General features: G+C 68.1%; 15 protein-coding genes. 4 read left to right on the top strand and 11 right to left on the bottom strand.

The window, feature by feature from the left end; all coding sequences use genetic code 11:
• Positions 1-241: 241 nt before the first annotated feature.
• The 7 genes from BRM1_RS11035 to BRM1_RS11065 form a co-directional block, all read right to left on the bottom strand.
• Positions 242-832 carry a cell wall-associated hydrolase gene (locus BRM1_RS11035; RefSeq protein WP_268525902.1) on the bottom strand — a complete coding sequence of 197 codons (591 nt, stop codon included), beginning with the start codon at positions 830-832 and terminating at the stop codon, positions 242-244.
• Between the two features lie 85 nt (positions 833-917).
• Positions 918-1,472, bottom strand: a complete 555-nt coding sequence (locus BRM1_RS11040; protein ID WP_160952697.1) for a peptidoglycan-binding protein — start codon at positions 1,470-1,472, stop codon at positions 918-920.
• A 410-nt stretch (positions 1,473-1,882) separates the two neighbouring features.
• On the bottom strand, positions 1,883-3,853 hold the full coding sequence (locus tag BRM1_RS11045) for an acetate--CoA ligase (RefSeq protein WP_268529833.1): 1,971 nt from the start codon (positions 3,851-3,853) through the stop codon (positions 1,883-1,885).
• 102 nt (positions 3,854-3,955) lie between these two features.
• Complete coding sequence (locus tag BRM1_RS11050; protein ID WP_268525906.1) at positions 3,956-4,480, bottom strand: MaoC family dehydratase; 525 nt, start codon at positions 4,478-4,480, stop codon at positions 3,956-3,958.
• 148 nt (positions 4,481-4,628) lie between these two features.
• Positions 4,629-5,774, bottom strand: a complete 1,146-nt coding sequence (locus BRM1_RS11055; RefSeq protein ID WP_268525908.1) for an acyl-CoA dehydrogenase family protein — start codon at positions 5,772-5,774, stop codon at positions 4,629-4,631.
• 42 nt (positions 5,775-5,816) lie between these two features.
• A complete protein-coding gene (locus BRM1_RS11060) occupies positions 5,817-7,466 on the bottom strand; it encodes a FumA C-terminus/TtdB family hydratase beta subunit (protein WP_268525911.1) in 1,650 nt (549 codons plus the stop codon).
• 53 nt (positions 7,467-7,519) lie between these two features.
• The gene (locus tag BRM1_RS11065) at positions 7,520-8,692 is read right to left on the bottom strand and encodes a CaiB/BaiF CoA transferase family protein (protein WP_268525913.1); all 1,173 of its coding nucleotides are present in this window, start codon (positions 8,690-8,692) and stop codon (positions 7,520-7,522) included.
• Positions 8,693-8,827: 135 nt separating this feature from the next.
• On the opposite strand from BRM1_RS11065, the gene BRM1_RS11070 reads away from it, so the two are divergent.
• The 4 genes from BRM1_RS11070 to BRM1_RS11085 all read left to right on the top strand — a co-directional run bounded on the left by BRM1_RS11070 (position 8,828) and on the right by BRM1_RS11085 (position 12,551).
• Positions 8,828-9,493 (top strand): GntR family transcriptional regulator, encoded by a 666-nt coding sequence (locus BRM1_RS11070; protein ID WP_268525916.1) that lies wholly within the window; start codon positions 8,828-8,830, stop codon positions 9,491-9,493.
• Between the two features lie 148 nt (positions 9,494-9,641).
• On the top strand, positions 9,642-10,685 hold the full coding sequence (locus tag BRM1_RS11075) for a DctP family TRAP transporter solute-binding subunit (RefSeq protein ID WP_268525919.1): 1,044 nt from the start codon (positions 9,642-9,644) through the stop codon (positions 10,683-10,685).
• 2 nt (positions 10,686-10,687) lie between these two features.
• On the top strand, positions 10,688-11,275 hold the full coding sequence (locus BRM1_RS11080; RefSeq protein ID WP_268525920.1) for a TRAP transporter small permease: 588 nt from the start codon (positions 10,688-10,690) through the stop codon (positions 11,273-11,275).
• Positions 11,268-12,551, top strand: a complete 1,284-nt coding sequence (locus BRM1_RS11085) for a TRAP transporter large permease (protein ID WP_268525923.1) — start codon at positions 11,268-11,270, stop codon at positions 12,549-12,551. The genes BRM1_RS11080 and BRM1_RS11085 overlap by 8 nt, the downstream gene beginning before the upstream one ends.
• Positions 12,552-12,725: 174 nt before the next feature.
• Here the strand turns inward: BRM1_RS11085 and BRM1_RS11090 are convergent, their stop codons facing one another.
• The 4 genes from BRM1_RS11090 to BRM1_RS11105 form a co-directional block, all read right to left on the bottom strand.
• The gene (locus BRM1_RS11090; RefSeq protein WP_268525926.1) at positions 12,726-13,694 is read right to left on the bottom strand and encodes an NAD-dependent epimerase/dehydratase family protein; all 969 of its coding nucleotides are present in this window, start codon (positions 13,692-13,694) and stop codon (positions 12,726-12,728) included.
• Positions 13,691-16,570, bottom strand: coding sequence for an alpha/beta fold hydrolase (locus BRM1_RS11095; protein ID WP_268525929.1), 2,880 nt, complete (start codon positions 16,568-16,570; stop codon positions 13,691-13,693). The genes BRM1_RS11090 and BRM1_RS11095 overlap by 4 nt, the downstream gene beginning before the upstream one ends.
• Complete coding sequence (locus BRM1_RS11100) at positions 16,567-17,592, bottom strand: 3-oxoacyl-ACP synthase III (protein WP_160952701.1); 1,026 nt, start codon at positions 17,590-17,592, stop codon at positions 16,567-16,569. Before BRM1_RS11100 ends, BRM1_RS11095 begins: the two co-directional genes overlap by 4 nt.
• Positions 17,593-17,803: 211 nt before the next feature.
• Positions 17,804-18,403, bottom strand: coding sequence for a dienelactone hydrolase family protein (locus tag BRM1_RS11105; RefSeq protein WP_160952702.1), 600 nt, complete (start codon positions 18,401-18,403; stop codon positions 17,804-17,806).
• Between the last annotated feature and the right edge of the window lie 17 nt (positions 18,404-18,420).

Below are 18,420 nucleotides of genomic sequence, written 5' to 3' on the forward strand. Positions count from 1 at the left end.
CTTCGTGGGGGAAGGGTCCGTGAAGGGTGACTCGGTTCACGACCCTAGCGGAGTGCCGCCCGAAGCGGAAGCGATCGGCCCAGGTGGTGGGCCCGTTGGACGACCGCGACGGGGGCGGGCCGGTGATGGCCCGCCCCCGCCGCTGCTGTCCGCGGGAAGGCATTCGGGGTGCGGGGCTCCGGGGAGCGCTGCCCCTCAGGACCCGCTGCCCCAGAGCCCGTTGCCCCCAGAGTCCGCTGCCTCAGAGTCCGTTGAGGCGGTACGGCACGTAGGAGCTGTCCTGGTCGTAGGGGAACGCGATGTCCCGCGCGGCCGTGCCCGTTCGCCCCGCCTGCTCGATGCCGTGGTACTTCGTGTGGGAATCGTCGGCCCAGCCGTTGAAGATCGCCACGTGGCCGTTGGCGCCGCCCGTGCCCGGGCCGCCCTTGAGGAGGATGTCACCCGGTTTGAGCTCGTCCTTCTTGATGGGGTGCGCCACGTCGGGCAGCGTTACGGTGCTAAGGCTGGACTTGAGCCCCCAGGCCATGGAGACGAATCCGGAGCAGTCCGCGCGGTACTGCTTGCCGTTCGGATCGGCCGCGGTGCGCTCCATGGAGTAGGGCACGGGGTCCTTCGCCCAGAAGTTCGCGCGCTCGATGATCGTCGCGCGGCGCTGTTCGGGGCTGGCCTGCGTCCCTGCCGTGGGCCCGGTGGGAGCCGTGGCCGTCGCCGAGGCGCCGCTCGCGTGAGCGCCGTGGCTCTCGTGTGCCTGGGCGGGGGCGGCGGCGAAGCCGGTGGCGACCACGGCCGCGGCGGCGCCGGTGAGGGTGAGAGTGCGCAGTGCGGTGTTCATGTCATTCTCCTTCGCGTCGATGGAGTGCTCTGACGGGTCGGTGGCGCGCAGCTTCAGTGCGGGCCGCCCATGGGCGCGCAGCGGCTCAGTAGTACTGCGTGAGGAGCTCGTCGGCCAGGCCCTCCCACTGGGCGTAGGCGCTCGGGTAGGCGGACTTCTGCACGGCCTGCGCGGCGGCTGCGGGGTCCATCGACTCCCAGCCCTTGACCTGGAGCAGGCCCGGGTTGCTGCCGTCCTTGTTGACGCCGTAGAACGACTCGCTGGCGTAGACCGGGTCCTGGATCTGCTGCGGCGTGCCCCAGCCGGTGGAGGGGCGCTGCTGGAACAGGCCCAGCGAGTCGCGGTCGCCGTAGTCGAGGTTGCGCAGCGTCGACTCCTGCTGCGCGGTCATGAGGGCGATCTTCACGCCCTGTTTGGGGATCTTGTTGTCCTTGCCCACCTTGATGATGGTCTTGACGTTGGCGACCTGCTCCGCGCTGAGGTCGCTGACGCTCTGGGCGCTCGCCTGCGGATGTGCCTGGGCGTGCGCCTCGACGGGCTGGCTTCCCTCCGTGGCCTGGGCCGGCATGGAGCCGAACACCCCGGCGGTGAGGATTCCGGCGGAGAGGGCGGTCGTCATGGCGATGCGTGAGAACTTCATGGTCTTTCTTCGCTCCTGTCGATGGCGGTCTCTTCTTCGGATGCCCTCGGTGCGGCGGCAGCCAGCGTGCAGCGTGTCGCAGGTGCAGATGCGCTGGCGTTTCAACGTGTGCGGCGCATCTGCCGCGTCCGAGGTGCACTACCAACGTGGCAAGACGGAGCGGTGCCCGGCAACCGGATCCGGCTGGCAGGACGATCACCGCGAGCTGGGCGCGCCCTGAGCCCGCGCCTCGGCGGCGGGTAGGGGGGAGGGGTATGCCGGCCAGCCCTGGCCCGCCCCTTCGCGGATTCCCAGGAACAGGGCGGATTGTGTGCGCCGGACGCATGAGACGCGCGGAGAATTCTCCGCGCGTCTCACGTGGTGAGTTCGGATTTCGGCGCGCTCACCTGGGGTTGGACTCGTATTGCGGCTCAGTTGGCCGGGCGTTCACCCGTCGTGCTGGCCAGCACCTCGCGCAGTCCGTCGAGCACCGCCGGATCCTCGATGGTCGAGGGGACCACGACGTCGGCCCGCCCGTCGGCGAGCTCGCGCATCGTCTTGCGCAGGATCTTGCCCGAGCGGGTCTTCGGCAGCGCCGGCACGAAGTCGATGCGTTTGAGCGCGGCCACCGGGCCCACCTGCTCGCGCACTCGGGCGACGAGCTCGTCGCGCAGCGCCTGCGCGTCGGGCTCGGCGGCCTGCCCGCCGCCCAGCACGACGAGCGCCCTGGGGACTTGGCCCGTCGTGGGATCCTCCACCCCGATCACCGCGCACTCGGCCACGGCGGGATGGGAGGCCAGCGCCGCCTCCATGGTGCCGGTGGACAGGCGGTGGCCGGAGACGTTGATGACGTCGTCCGTGCGGCCCATGACGTAGACGTAGCCGTCCTCGTCGACCATGCCGCCGTCGCCGGAGAGGTAGTAGCCGTCGAACGCGGAGAGGTAGGACGAGACGTAGCGCTCGTCGTCGCCCCACACCGTGGCCATGGTGCCCGGGGGCAGGGGCAGCCGGACGACGACGAGGCCCTCCGTGCCCGCCGGGACGGGCTCGCCGGCGGCGTCGAGCACCTCGATCGCATAGCCGGGCACCGGCTTCGTGGGCGAACCCGGCTTGAGGGGGAATGCGCGCAGGCCGATGGGGTTCGTCGCAATCGGCCAGCCCGTCTCCGTCTGCCACCAGTTGTCGATGACGGGGATGTCGCGGCCAGTGGCCTCCTTGAGCTTCTGCGTCGTCCACTCGTAGGTGCCCGGGTCGAGGCGCTCGCCGGCCATGAACCACGCGCGGATGCTCGACAGGTCGTGGCTCTTCATGAACTCCCCGTCCGGGTCCTCCTTGCGGATGACGCGCATGGCGGTCGGGGCGGCGAAGAAGACGTTGGCGCCGTGGTCGGCGATGACGCGGAAGAACGTGGAGGCATCGGGCGTGCCGATCGGCTTGCCCTCGAACAGCACGGTCGTGACACCGGCCAGCAGCGGGCCGTAGACGATGTAGGAGTGCCCCACGACCCAGCCCACGTCGGAGGCAGTGAACATCGTGTCGCCCGGCCGCAGGCCGAACAGGTGCGGCATGGACCACGCGAGCGCGGTCGCATAGCCGCCGGAGTCGCGCACGATCCCCTTGGGCTTGCCCGTGGTGCCCGAGGTGTAGAGCACGTAGAGCTCGTCCGTGGACCGCACCGTCGTGCAGGGCGCGCCCTCCCGGGTGGCCGCCATGAGCTGGGCGAAGTCGAGGTCGAAGCCCGCGCGCAGCTGTGCGGGTGCCTGCGGGCGCTGGACGACGACGCTGAACTCGGGCTTCGCCTCGGCGAGCTCGATGGCGCGGTCGAGCAGCGGCTTGTACTCGATGACGCGGGTGCGCTCGATTCCGCACGAGGCGGAGACGACGGCCCGGGGTGCGGTGTCGTCGATGCGCACCGCGAGCTCCTTGGCGGAGAAGCCGCCGAAGACCACGGAGTGGATGGCGCCCAGCCGCGCGCACGCGAGCATCGCGATGACCGCCTCCGGGATCATGGGCATGTAGATGATGACGCGATCGCCCTTGGCCACGCCGCGGTCGGCCAGCGCGCGGGCGAAGCGGGCGGTCAGGTCGGTGAGCTCGGCGTAGGTGTAGGTGCGCTGGGTGCCGGTGACCGGGGAGTCGTAGACGAGGGCTGCGTCGTCGCCGCGGCCCGCTGCGACGTGGCGGTCGAGGGCGTTGTAGCTGACGTTGAGCTCGCCGTCGGGGAACCAGCGGTAGATGGGCGCGCGGGTGTCGTCGAGGGCTCGCGTGGGCGCCTTCACCCAGTCGATCGCGGCGGAGGCCTCGAGCCAGTAGCGCTCGGGGTCCTCCGCCGCCGCGCGGGCGGCGGCCTCGTAGGGGTCCTCGGCGGGTGTGGGGGTCTGAGCGGTGCTCTGGTCGGCCATGATGCCCTCCGTGCAATCGACGGTGATGTGCTTCACACCATTGTGGCGCACGCGGGCCGTCGGCGCGTGGGGCCGCGTCTGCGGCGGCGGGCGGCCCGGGTGTCAGTCCTGGGTGGCCTCCGGGGGCAGCGGCGGGGCGGGCATGGGCTCGGCGTTCGGGCCGTGCCCGCGACGGTAGACCATGACGGTGCGCTCGAAGGCGCACACCACCTCCGCGCGCTGGTTGTAGCCCTCCGTCCTGACGGTGACGATGCCCAGGGTGGGCCGCGACTGCGATTCCCGCACGCTGAGCACCGTGGAGCGCGAGTGGATCGTGTCGCCCTCGAACACGGGGGCCGGCAGCGTGATCCGATCCCAGGCGAGGTTGGCGAAGACGTTCTGCGACACATCGGTCACGCTCTGGCCGGTCACGAGCGCGACCGTGAACGTCGAGTCGACGAGCGGCTTGCCGAACTCCGTCTTCTTCGCGTACTCGCGGTCGAAGTGGACGGGCGCCGTGTTCTGGGTCAGCAGGGTGAACCAGATGTTGTCGGTCTCCGTGACGGTGCGGCCCAGCGGGTGCTCGAAGACGTCGCCCACGGCGAAGTCCTCGAAGTACCGGCCCTGCCATCCGCGGTGAACGGTCATGGTGTGTCCTCTCAGGCTGTGGCCCGGTCCGGGCCTGATCAGTGGGGTCAGTGGGGGGATCGTGATCCGGGGCGCGGCCGGGTCCTGCGGTCCCGCCCCCGAGGTGCGGGCCAGCGGGCCCGGGCCCGCACCTCAGGCGCGGTGGGGCTCAGACCCGGTTGCGCGCGATGAGCTGCTTGGCGATGACGTCGAGCTGGATCTCGTTCGTGCCCTCGCCCACGATCATGAGCGGGGCGTCGCGGTAGTAGCGCTCGACCTCGAACTCGGTGGAGTATCCGTAGCCGCCGTGGACGCGGATGGCATCGAGCGCGACCTCGGCGGCGGTCTCGGAGGCGATGTACTTCGCCATGCCCGCCTCCATGTCGACGCGGCCGCCGCCGTCGAGCGTGCGGGCGGCGTGGAGGACCAGCTGGCGGGCGGCCTCGAGCTTGGCGGCCATGGCGGCCAGTCGGTGGCCCACCGCCTGGTGCTTCCAGATCGGCTTGCCCATCGACTCGCGCTCCTGGGCGTAGCGGACCGCGTCGTCGAGCGCCGCCTGGCCCACCCCGATCGACCGGGAGGCCACCTGCAGGCGGCCGGTCTCGAGGCCCGTCATCATCTGCGCGAAGCCGTGGCCCTCCTCGGCGCCCAGCAGACTGGTCACCGGGACGCGGAAGTCGGTGAAGCTGAGCTCGCAGCTCTCGACGCCCTTGTAGCCGAGCTTGGGCAGGTCGCGCGAGACCTCGAAGCCCGGGCCCTTCTCCACGAGCAGGACGGACACGCCGCGGTGGCGCGGCTGCGCCTCCGGGTCGGTCTTGACGAGGAGGGCCACGAGGTCGGAGCGGCGGGCGTTCGTGATCCACGTCTTCGAGCCGTTGACGACGTAGTCCTCGCCCTCGCGGGCCGCGACGGTGCGGATCGCCTGGAGGTCCGAGCCGCCCCCGGGCTCCGTGAGCGCCATCGTGGCGCGCAGCTCGCCCTCGGCCATGCGCGGCAGGTAGGCGTCCTGCTGCTCCTGGGTGCCGAAGGCCTGGATGAGCTTGGCGACGACTGAATGGCCGCCCATCGCCCCGGCCAGCGACATCCAGCCGCGGGCCAGCTCGGCGGTGATGAGGGCGTAGGCCTCGGCGGAGACGCCGCCGTAGCCCCACGGCTCCGCGATCGCGAGGCCGAAGATGCCCATCTCCTTCATCTTCTCGATCCACGCCTCCGGGTACTCATTGGCGTGCTCGACCGCATTCACGTTCGGCCGCACCTCGTGGTCGACGAACGACCGGACGGTGTCGATCATCGTCTGCTCTTCGGATGTGATCACGGTGTCTCCTTCGACGACTGTCTGATAGTCGGTGGTATGGGTTCAGAGTTCATCGCCGTCTGCAGCTGTGCGCGTCCGGCTGAGTGTCATCTGCGTTCCGCTCTTGACGTGGGCGAAGAAGTCATTGCCGTGATCGTCGATCACGACGAAAGCCGGGAAATCGGTCACTCGGACGCTCCAGACCGCTTCCATTCCCAGGTCCTCCATGTCGACGACCCGGACATCGGTAATGCACTCGGCTGCGAGGCGAGCGGCGGGGCCGCCGACGGTTCCGAGATAGAAGCCCCCGTGTGTCGCACACGACTCAGCGACACTCGGTGCGCGGTTGCCTTTCGCCAACGTGACGAGAGAGCCTCCCTGCTCGTGGAAGAGTGGGATATAGGGGTCCATGCGGGCTGCGGTCGTCGGTCCGAACGAACCGCTGGGCATTCCTTCGGGTGTCTTGGCAGGACCCGCGTAGTAGATGGGGTGGGTAAGGAAATACTCCGGTAGGGACTGTCCTTCGGCGAGCATGTCGCGAATGCGCGCGTGCACGATATCGCGTGCGACGATCAAAGTTCCGCTCAGGCTTAGCCGATCCCCCACCTCGCACTGCGCAAGCTGTGCGAGTACTTTCGTCATCGGCTGGTCGAGGTCAATGGGTGTGACACTTTCAGATGCGATTTCCTCCTCCACAGCAGTCGGGGGAAGGAAGCGCGCGGGGTCGTGTTCTAGCTTCTCGAAAAAGACGCCGTCGCCGGTTATGCGTGCAACCGCCTGTCGGTCCGCAGAGCAGCTGACCGCGATCGCAATGGGAAGTGAGCCGTTGTGCCTGGGAAGCCGAACAACCCGAACGTCGTGGCAGAAGTACTTGCCACCGAACTGGGCCCCGAAGCCCAGGGTTTCGGTCATCGACTGCACTCGCTGCTCGAAGCGCTCGTCGCGCAGTGCATGGCCCGTCTGAGCGTCGCCTTCGCGCGGAAGCTCATCCAGGTAGTGCGCGCTTGCAAGCTTTGCGGTCTTGAGAGCGAACTCCGCACTCGTACCGCCCACCACGATGGCGAGGTGATATGGCGGACAGGCGGCTGTGCCGAGCGACGAGATCTTTTCGGCGAGAAACTCCATGAGACGTGTCTCGTCTAGGACGGACTTGGTTTCCTGGTAGAGGAAGGACTTATTGGCGCTGCCACCGCCTTTAGCCATGAATAGCAGCTCGTACACTTCACCCGCAGAGAGACCGATCTCGATCTGAGCGGGCAGATTCGTGCCGGTGTTTGTCTCGTCGAAGAGGGTGAGAGGGGCGAGCTGGGAATAGCGGAGGTTGAGTTCCTCGTAGGCGCGCCGGATTCCTGCGGTGAGGTATTCAGCGTCACGTCCATCGGTCCAGATGCGAGCCGGTCGCTTCACGGAAATAATCGCTGTGCCGGTGTCCTGGCACATGGGCAGGGTTTCACCGGCGGATATGACGGCATTGCGGAGCAGATCCAGAGCGACGAATCGATCGTTGTCGCTTGCACCGGGGTCGTCGATGATGCGGCGGAGGGAGGCGAGGTGATCTGCCCGTAAGAAATGGGAGATCTCCTTGTAGGCATGAACTGCGAGCTCCTCGAACACCGAGGGTGCGATCGTGAGTACGGTGCGCTCCGTCCCCGCTGCGGTTATCTTCTCCGTGGTGACACCGCAGATGTCGAGTCGCTCGAATTCCGCGTTCACGCCCCCTGTCGGTAGTAGGTCCGAATACGCGGGCTGCTGGCGGCTGGCGGGAGTCATGCGTTGCCGCCAGGTGCGAACTCCTCGCGCAGAGCATCGGTGTGTTCACCGAGTGCGGGGATCGGGTCCATCCGAAATCCCGATCCAGAGAATACGACGGCCGGTTTCGTCATCTCGATCGATCCCGCAGGCGAGTCCACTGCCACCCATCGATCGCGTTCGATGAGCTGCGGGTGGTCGGAGACGTCGGCTATGTCCCGCTGCCGGGCGTGAGCGATCTTCGCAGCGGCCAGCCGTTCAGCGAGTTCCGCACCTGTCAGTGTCTGAAACACGTGGTCGATTTCCGTTTCCAGCTCCGCGCGCCGAACGGAGCGCACGGAGGCGCTTGCGAACCGCGGATCTGCGGTGAGGTCGGGACGTTTGAGCACCGTCGTGCAGAACCGCTCCCATTCCCGTTCGTTTTGCACAGAGATGACGAACTCGATGCCATCGCCTGCGCCGAAGGTGCCGTAGGGAGCGATGGCGGCATGCGATGTGCCGGCACGTGACGGTCTCCTGCCGCCATAGCGGCTGAAGTAGAGCGGATACCCCATCCATTCGACGAGCGAGTCGAACAGACTGACTCGGAGCGTCTGACCACGCCCCGTGCGCTCGCGGTCGTACAGGGCGGTGAGAATGCCGGAGAACGCGTACATTCCCGCGGCGATATCCGCCGTGGAAATCCCCGTTTTCGCGGGCGAATCTTCGGTTCCGGTGATCGAGACGAGCCCCGCCTCAGCCTGGATCAAGGCGTCGTAGGCCTTTGCATCACGATACGGTCCTGAGTCGCCGAAACCTGAAATAGAGGTGTAAATCAGCCGATCGTTGTGGGCCCGCAGTTCGTCTGGCCCGAAGCCCAGCCGTTCTGCTGCTCCAGGCGCGAAGTTCTGCACGAAGACATCGGCGCTTCGAATCATTTCAAGTACTATCTCGCGGTCCGCCGGCTCCTTGAGGTCAGCGGAAAAGCTCTCCTTCGAGCGGTTGATCCAGACGAAATGGCTTGATAATCCCCGGACCGATGTGTCGTACCCGCGGGCGAAGTCACCGCTGCCGGGCCGCTCGATCTTGATGACGCGAGCACCGAGGTCCGCGAGCTGACGGGTGGCGAATGGCGCCGCGACGGCCTGTTCGCAGCTCACGACTGTGATGCCCTGCAGTGGCAGATGGTCAGTGGGTGGATCGGTCGTCACGAGGGCTCCCGGGCACTTGAAGACGGTAGGGAAGATAATGTATCACGAAAACAAGAGTGCATAATAATGGGCGTCGACCTCGCTGTTAGTGGTTCCGTAAGCTGGGGGAGACGGACTTCGAGGAAAGGCGGTGGCATGCCCACCAAACGGGACGCCATCGTGGAGGCACTGCGCCGCAGAATACTGGGCGGTGAAATCGAGCGCGGGTCGCGTCTGCGCCAAGATGAGGTTGCCACCTGGTTCGATGCTTCGATTACGCCGGTCCGCGAGGCGTTCCATCGTCTGGAAGCCGAGGGACTGGTCGTCTCCGAGGCCCATCGCGGCGTGCGGGTTGCCGGCATCGATCTCGAGCGCTTCAAGGCGCTCTATGTGACGCGGATGCTCCTTGAGCCCTATGCGATGCGCCGCGCGGTGCTGCGCATCTCGCGGCACGAGCTCAAAGGGGCCTATGCACTGCTCGATGAACTGGCGCAGGCGAACGCAGCCGGTGACGGTTCGCTGCGCAATCTCAAGACCCGGGAGTTCCACTTCTTCTTCTATCGCCATTGTGGGATGCCCGGTCTGGTCGGCGAGATCGAAGCGAAGTGGGACTCATTCCCTTGGGACTTCACCCTTGATGATGCGGCCCGCGCCGACCAGTCGCACCACGAGCACATCGAGCTCGTCGAGGCTGTGCGGAGTGTCGACGGGGAAGCCGCGGCCCGCCTGACTGCCGAGCACATCCGGAGGGGCTTCCTCAGCTTGTCGCGGAAAATCGTCGGAGCGGAGATCGAAGACCCGTTCGACGTCGACGTGGACTGAAGCGCCCGGCCAGAGCGACCCGGTCTCGCCCGCAGATTATGCATTCTGGCGGAGATGATGTTGCAAATTCCTTTAGCGGCGTCTAATGTGACCGGGATAACAGGCGGACTTCAACTTCGCCGATGACTATCCATGAAAGAGGACAACGATGTCCGATCTGCTTGGACGCAGGACTGTGCTCCGGTCCTTCGCCGTCGGGGCGGCCGTGGCCGCCGCCGGGTGCAGTCCCATGCGCAGTGGAAGTGCAGATACCTTCGTGCTGCGCTTCTCGCATGTCACCACTGCCAAGACTCCGAAAGGAAAGGCGGCCGAGTACTTCAAGCGGCTCCTGGAAGAACGGACCGGAGGGCGCATCCGTGTTGAGCTCTACCCGAACTCGGAGCTCTATGGGGATAAGGACGAGATGCAGGCGATCCAGTCGAATTCGATCCAGATGCTCGCGCCTGCGAGTGCGAAGTTCACCACAGTGGCCCCGAGTATCCAGGTCCTCGATCTGCCCTTCGTCTTCGACTCGCCGGCGGAGGTCCCACAGGTCGTGACGAAGAGCTCGACGGTGGGGAAGGCCATCTACGCGAATACCGACGTTGAGAAGCGCGGTATGAAGGTGCTCGGTCTATGGGATTCCGGAATGAAGCAGATCCATTCGAACAATCGGACTGTCGCTGCCTCCGATATGAAGGGCAAGAAGTACCGCATCCAGCCGTCGGACATACTGCGGACCCAGTTCGAAAAGTGGGGAGGGGTGCCTACGCCCCTCGCGTTCGCAGAGGTATACAGCGGATTACAGCAGGGGCTCATCGATGGTGGGGAGAACACTTACTCAAACATCGAGTCACAGAAAATGCACACGGTGCAGAAATTTATTGCAGAGCTGAACCATGGGTACATCGGCTACGTCCACGTCATCAATAAGAAGTTCTTCGACTCGCTCCCTGCTGACCTGCAGGGGGTTGTGGTGAAGACCGCCGACGATGCAGCCGCATTTAACCGTAAGGAATCGATTGCGGGAAACGAAGCGTCGAAGCAGACGATCGAGGCTGCCGGGGGAACCAAGATCGTCGTTCCCACGAGTTCTGAACTCAAGGCGCTCAAGAACTTGGTGATGCCTTCGGTCTATGAAACCTATCGGTCGGTGATCGGCAGCGATATCGTTGACGAGCTCCTGCGGAGGGAGAGGGGGCGAGCACTGTGAGAATGCTCGACGTGATGCTGCGATGGACTGAGAATGTGCTCGCTGCCGGCACGCTCGCAGGAGCCTGCATCCTTGCCATCGTCGCAGTTCTGCTGCGCAATATCACCGGTGACGTGATCTTCTGGTCGGAGGAGGCGATTATCTACCTCATTATCTATTCGACCTTCTTCGGAGCGGTTGTTGCTCTCCGGCATAACGATCACGTCAATGTCGATATTCTTCCCGTCCTGTTGCGCGGTTGGGCTCGCAAGATTTTAGTTCTCATCGGAATTCTGATGTCGATCGTCTATGCATTCTTCCTTTCTCTGCTTTCCTGGCAGCTCGTTGCTGAACCGTTCTCGCGCGTAACACAGACTGCGGCATTGAAGATGCCGTTGTGGGTTTTCGAGCTGTCTTTGAGTATCGGCATGACATTGTTCTTCCTCCGTGCCATCGAAATGCTGATACGAGCTCTGCGGACGCCAAGTGACGAGCTGATTGCAGATCCCGCTGACGAGTTCGCCGCTGAAATGGCCGATGGGCCCACCGGGTTGGGTGACGACGTCGACCGAGGCGTTTCCGATGGAAAGGGGGAGCACCGCCATGGTTGAAGCCACCGTCGCACTCGTGGTTGTGCTCGCGCTGCTGCTGCTCTCGTCCGCGCCCATCGCGGTCGCACTCGGGCTGACCAGCCTCATCTACATCTACTACTTCACTCTTATGCCGATGACGCAGGTGCCTGAGCGATTGTTCAATGCGCTGAACTCGTTCCCGCTTATGGCAATCCCCTTCTTCATCGTCGCTGCGAATGTCATGTCGACAGGTGGGATCTCACGGCGCCTTACCGAATTCGGTGCGAGCCTGGTCGGGCACATGAAGGGTGGTCTGGGAGCCACAGCGGTCCTCGCGTGCATGTTCTTCGCTGCGGTCTCTGGTTCTTCGCCTGCGACTGTCGTCGCGGTGGGCGGTCTCATCATCCCGGCGATGATCAAGAACGGCTATCCGCGAGAGTTTTCGACCGGCATTGTGGCGACGTCCGGATCACTTGGCATCCTCATCCCCCCGTCCATCCCACTCATCGTCTATGGGATTTCCACAGAACAGAATATCGGGGATCTCTTCCTGGCGGGGGTTCTGCCGGGAGTGTTCGCGGGCCTCTTGCTCCTCGCAGTCGTGGTGTTCATGGCGTGGAAGCGCGGATATGGCCGAACCGGTCCCGCAGTGAAGGCCAGTCCGAAAGCGCAGCTGAAGACGTTCCGCGATGCGATCCTCGCTCTGCTGCTCCCCGTCATCGTGCTGGGCGGGATCTACACGGGGCTCTTTACCCCCACTGAAGCATCAGCCGTAGCTGTCGGATACTCGGTCCTCGTCTCGCTCATCGTCTACCGCGAGCTCAAGTTCAAGGACCTGTTCTCCATCGCTGTGAAGTCTGCCCGCACATCAGCGATGATCATGTTCATCATCGCGAACGGCATCCTCTTCACGTTCGTGCTCACGATCGAGCGCATCCCCGCGAACATCAGCGATGCCATAGCAAGCTGGAATCTCGAAGCATGGCAGTTCCTCATTCTCGTGAACATCCTGCTGCTGATTGTCGGATGCGTCATGGAGACGTCCTCCGCCATCCTCATCCTCGCGCCCATTCTCCTGCCGATCGCGATGTCTGTGGGCGTCGATCCGATCCACTTCGGGATCATCGTCGTGATGAACCTCGAAATCGGCATGATCACGCCTCCACTGGGCCTCAACCTATTCGTGGCATCCGGCATGTCGGGACTCTCGGTGCTACGGGTGGCGAAGGCTGCGCTGCCCACGGCGCTTGTGCTGCTCGTCGCGCTCATGATAGTGACGTTCGTCCCGTTCCTTTCGACAGCCTTCCTCGGTTGATGAGGGGTGAAGGCGGGGTCCGACGGCTCCACGCCAAACGTCTTGCGAGCCTTCGTTGAAGCGACGACAGTCCCGCTTACGTCGGGAGTGCTGTGCCGTGCAGCACGAGGCCAGCGGCTCCCGCGTCGTGGGCGCAGCGGGGCGAATGTGCCCGGGCTCAGCTCACCGCTGCGGCTATTGCCCGTAGTGCTCGGCGAGCTCGGCCATTCCCTGCTCGATGCTCACGGCCGGGGCCCAGCCGAGGACCTCGCGGGTGCGACGCTGGTCGAACCAGTGCGCAGTGGACAGCTGCTCGGCGAGGAACCGGGTGAGCGGCGGTTCGTCGTCGTGCTCGCGCAGGTTCCACACCCGCTCCACGGCCCCGCCTGCCTCCTGCGCCAGGCGGGCCGGCAGCCGCAGGCGGGGCGCCGGTGCGCCGCCTGCCAGGGCGATGCGGGTGAGGAGCTCGCCGATGGGCCGCGGCTGGCCGTTCGTCACGACGAGGGACTCGCCGTGGGTGCGCTCGACTGAGCGCAGCGCCGCCACGATCGCCTCGACGGCATTGGCGGCGTAGAGCGTGTCCACGAGCATGAGGCCCGAACCGAGGATCGGCAGGCGCCCGGCGCGGGCACGGTCGATGATCCGCTCGGTCAGCTGCGCGTCACCGGGGCCCCACATGAGGTGCGGGCGCAGCACGAGGACGGGGAAGTCCGGGCCGTCGGCGGCCAGGGCGAGGAGCTCGCAGGCGGCCTTCGTGCGCGCGTAGTCCCCGCGCGCCCGGGCGGGATCGGCCGGCCCTGCGGGCTCGCCGATGATTGAGGACCCCGCATGCGCCACGGACGGCGAGGAGATGTGGACCATCCGGCCCACCCCCGCTGTGCGCGCGGCAGCGAGGACCGTGCGCGTGCCCTCGACGTTCACCCGGTCGAAGTCCGCAGCGCTGCCGGCCATCGAGACCTTCGCGGCCAGGTGGATGAGCGCGTCCTGACCGTGCACCGCCTGCTCAACCGCCTCGCGGTCGGTGACCGAGCCCAGCACGTCGCGCGCGCCGTCCGCCCCCGAGGGGCGGCGCTGGAGCGTCGTCACCTCGTGCCCGGCGGTCAGCAGCGCGCGCGCCGTCGAGGAGCCCAGCAGGCCCGAGGCGCCGGTCACCAGCACCCTCACAGCGCACCTCCGGCCAGCGCCTCGGCGGCCCAGCGGGCCAGGCGCGAGCGGTCGATCTTCGAGTTGTGCCGGATGTCGGTGGGGAACTCGCGGGCGACGAGCACGGCCGCGACGTCGAGGCCCAGGCGGTCCAGCGCGGCGGCGCGCACCGCATCGGCGAGCTCGAGGGGGGCAAGGCCCGGGCGCAGGCCCTGGGCAGGGTTCGGCTCGAGGACGCACACGATCGCCTGCGTGCCCACCGGCCCCACGCCCACGGCCGCCGAGCGCAGCACGCCGGGCAGCTCGTCGACGATCGCCTCGAGCCCCGCGGGCCCGATTGGTCCGGCCGGGGTCGTGATGACGTGCTGCAGGCGCCCCTCAAGCCACAGCCGTCCCGCGGCGTCGAGGTGGCCGATGTCATTGGTCCGGTGCCGCTGGGCACCGGGGCCTGCACCGGCTTCGGCGGCCGGATCCACGGCAGCGCTGCCATCGCGGGCCGACCGCGCCTGGGTATCCCACAGCCGGTCGTAGCCGTCCTTGACGTGGGGTGCGGCCACGACGACCTCGCCCAGCACGCCGGCGGCATCGGCGTCGGACAGCAGCGAGGCGGCGGCGGTGCCGTCCATGGTCAGCGGTGCGATGGTCAGCTCCACGCCGGGAATGGGGGTGCCCACGCACACGCCGTGCTCGCCGGACTCGGCCGCCTGGGCGACGCCGGGCCGGTCGATGTCGGTGAGCAGCAGTCCCTCGGTCATGCCGTAGGGGGAGTGCAGCTGGGCGGCCGGGAAGACCTGGGCAACGGCGTCCATGAGGCTCAGCGGCACGGGCGCGCCGGCGGAGAGCACGAGTTCGACGCGCCCGCACGCGGCGCGCTGCTCGGCGGTGAGGTCTGCGGCCGTGGCGACGACGTTGGCGAAGGCCGCGGGCGAGGCGAAGACCATTGTGCAGTCCCCGGCGGCCACGGCATCGGCCAGGGCGGCGGCGGTGAGCGTGCGCGGTTTCGTCACAGACATGTCCGGGGTCACCGATGTGGCGCCGATTCCCGGCCCCAGCAGGGCGAACGGCGGGAAGCCGGCGACCAGGCCGGTGCCGGGCCGCACGCCGAAGTGGCCGGCGAGCAGGCCCGCGAGCGCGCCCAGGCTGCGGTGGGTATAGCGCACGCCCTTCGCCGGGCCCGTCGAGCCCGAGGTGAAGAGGATGGCCGCGTCGTCGTCGAGGCCCGGCGTGGCGATCGGCCCGTCCGGGGTGTCGCGCACGAGGGCGGTGAGGCTCGTCTCGACGCGCAGCGCCCTGCCGGGGAGCGCCCCGAGCGGGCGCACGGAGACGCGCCGGCCCGGCCAGCCCGCCGCGCGGGCCAGAGTCAGGCCGGGCACTTCGCCGATGATCCACTGCGGATCCGCCGCGCGAATGGCCCGCGTCATGCCCGCCGGGCCCAGGCCGGCATCGGCGACAACGGCGACACCGCCGGCCTTGAGCACGCCGTACGCGGCGGCGGTGAGGTCGTTGCCCGGCGTCACGAGTAGGCTCACCCGGTCCCCGCGGCGCAGGCCGGCCAGCTGCAGGCCGCGCGCGATCCGGTCGACGACGAAGGACAGGTGGGCCCAGCTCACGGACTGCGCGGGCGTGCGGGACATGTCGACGCTGGCCGGCGAGCCATCCTGGGCGCGGGCGTCGAGGGCGTCGAAGATGAGGCGCGCGCCGTCGCCCGGCGCGGGGGCGCCGTCCGACGGTGCGTTCTGCGCCCCGTCCGCGCGAGCAGGGGCGTGGGATCGACCGGCGGGGAAGCGGTGGCGCAGCCAGCGCAGGATCGTGGCCGCGTAGTCGACGTCCTCGGCCAGCAGGTGGGACGTCGTCTCGAAGCGGTGGACGTCGGCCTGGGGCAGCCGCGCGCGCAGGTCGCGCAGGTAGCGCTCCTGGAAGACCGGGTCCTTGGGCCCCCAGAGGATGAGCGCCGGGACGTCGAGTCCGGCGATTTCCTCGCCCAGCCGCTGGAGCTCCCGGTAGGAGGGGTGGCGCTCGTCGACGGGAATGTCCGCGACGAAGGCGCCCACACCGCCGCGCAGCGCGCGGGCGCAGTAGGGCAGCCGGTAGGCGCGGGCGAGGGCCGGGTCGAGCCGGTCGGCCAGCTCCAGGGTCACGCGGATGAAGGCATCGGTGAAGACGGTGGAGGCCGGCAGCAGGGGTCCCGCCAGGGCCGCGCGCAGCGCGGCCGGGATCGGCTCGCCTTCGGGCTGGTGGACGGCGGTGTTGAGCGTCATGGCACCCGCCACGCGCGCCCGGTTGCGGGCGGCCCACGTCAGCGAGAGCACCCCGCCCCAGTCGTGGCCGAGCGTGACGACGGGGTGGGCGGGGCCCGCGGGCGCCTCGGCGGCACGGGGATCGGCTGAGGTCTCAGCGGCGGAGACCTCACCGGCGGAGTCCAAACCGGCCGCGCCCGAACCGGCGGTGTCCCGCCCGGCGTCCGAACCGGGCACCTCGGCGAGGAGCTGCGTGACGACGGCATCGAAGTCGGCCACCCGGTCGGCGATGCGCCGCCAGTCGCCGGTGCGGGGCGCGGGCAGCGCCGGGTGGGCGAGGCGCTCGGAGAAGCCCATCTCCAGCTGATCGGGGGCGATGACGCGCCACACGCGCTCCCCGGCCGCCGCGGCGGCGGGCGCCGCGGCCACGGTCGCGGCGGCCAGTCGGCGCCACAGATAGGACCAGGTGGGGTTGCCGTGAAGGGCGAGGATCGTGCCGGTGGGCTCGATGCCCTGCGCGCGCAGCGCGGGCAGGGTGTCGAGCACGTGGAAGGTGCGCACGCCGTCCGCGCACGCCGCGCCCACCAGCCTGGACCACTGCGGATCCCACTCGGGCAGCTCCGGGGGAAGGGTCGCAGGGCGGGCGGGCGAAGCCGTCACCAGACGATCTCCGTCATCGCTGTGTTGAGCCCCGAGCCCACGCCCATGCACAGGACGCGCTCGCCGGGCGCGAGCGTCTCGACCTCGCGGGCCAGCGTGATGGGCAGTGAGGCCGGGCCGACGTTGCCCAGGTAGGGGTAGGTCGTGGGGATGCGGTCGGGGTTGAGGCCGGCGGCCTTCGTGATGGAGTTCGTGTGGATGTTGGAGACCTGGTGCATGACGTAGCGGTCCATGCTCTGCCAGTCCCAGCCGTCCTCGTGCGCCTCCGTCCACGCCTCGGTCACGAGCTTCATGCCGTTCTTCAGCAGCCCGTCGGCGTCGGTGAACATGCCGTCGTGGTCGCCCACGCACAGCTCGTGGTTCCACGTGGCCGCGCGGGTCACGCCGCCCCTGATGCGGTGGCCCTCCGGGTGCTTGGAGGCCGGGCCCAGCACGGCGCCCGCGGCCCCGGAGCCCAGCGTCAGCGAGGCGAACTCGTTGAGGTACTCATCGCGCGTGATGCCCTCGCGGGAGAGGCGGGCGAGCGTGGCCTGCTGGACCCGCGAGGCGTCCTCGGCGGCGACGATGAGCGCGTACTCGATCTGGCCGGAGTCGATCATCGTGGCCGCCACGGTCATGGCGTTGACGAAGCCCAGGCACGCGTTGGCGATGTCGAAGTTCATGGCGGCCGGGCTCAGCCCGATCCCGTTGTGCACCGCGACGGCCACGGAGGGCTCGAGGTTCTCGCGGGTGACGGACGCGTTGATCATGAGGCCGATCTGCTCCGGCTCGATGCCGGCGGCGGTGAGCGCGCGGCGTCCGGCCCGCGCCGCTCCGGCGACGAAGTCATGCGGGTGGTCCCAGTTGCGGCGGGCTTCGACGCCGGCCACGCGCTGGAGGAGCGCGTTGGGCAGGCGCAGGCGCTCGAGCGTGCTGTGCAGCTGCGCGTCGAAGGACTCGGAGGTGACCTCATTGGGTGCGGTGACCTCTGCGATGCCGAGCAGGGCCACATCGTCGTGCCGGAAAGTCGTGTTGCCGTTCAATGAGCGTCCATTCGATTGTCTGCACGGCCGTGCGCGGTGCGGTGCCAGGGGGATCGCGGCGCGTCTGCACGGTTTGAAGTCCGCAGACAATCGTACCGCCGCGCGCCGCCGCGGCTCACAGCGGGAGTTTAGGGGTGCTGGCCGGGCCCGAGGCGCGGCGCCGGCGGGCTGCTGACGTCGCCGCCGGCGAGCGGCGAGCGCCCTGGCCGGCTCAGGCCTTGTCCGTCGCCTCGGAGCCGAGGAAGGCCAGCACGCGCTGCCACAGGACGCCGGCCTGCACCGGGTCGTACTCCGGGTTCGTGGGGTCGGCGAACAGGTGGCCGGCGCCGGGGTAGACGAAGTGGGCGGCATTCGCTCCGGCGCGGGCGGCGGACTCGACGAGCAGCTCCGGGGCGCCCCCGTCGATCCACGGATCGTCGACGCTGTGGTGGATCTGCAGCGGCGCGCTCTCCTGCCAGCTCGTGAGCTTGGGGACGCCCCCGGCGTGGAAGAGCAGGGCGCCAGCCGCGCGCGGATCGCGCTTGCCCATGGACTGGGCGATCGCGGCGCCCAGCGAGAACCCGCCGAAGACCAGGCGGGCATCGCGGACCTCGGCGGGCAGCTCGTCCAGGGCCGCCGAGGCGCGCTGGGCAAGGACCGGGAACGTCACCTCATCGCGGTGGGCGGTGCCCTCCTCCGCGCTGTCGAAGGTGCGGCCCTCGTAGTAGTCGGGGATGAAGACCCGGTGGCCCTCGTCCTCGAGGACCTGGGCCATGGCGCGCATGCCGTCGTTGAGGCCGAGCGCGGAGTGGAAGAGTACGACGTTGGACATGGGGCCATCATCGCCTG

It is taken from the genome of Brevibacterium sp. BRM-1, assembly GCF_026802075.1.
Classification (GTDB): Bacteria; Actinomycetota; Actinomycetes; order Actinomycetales; family Brevibacteriaceae; genus Brevibacterium; species Brevibacterium rongguiense.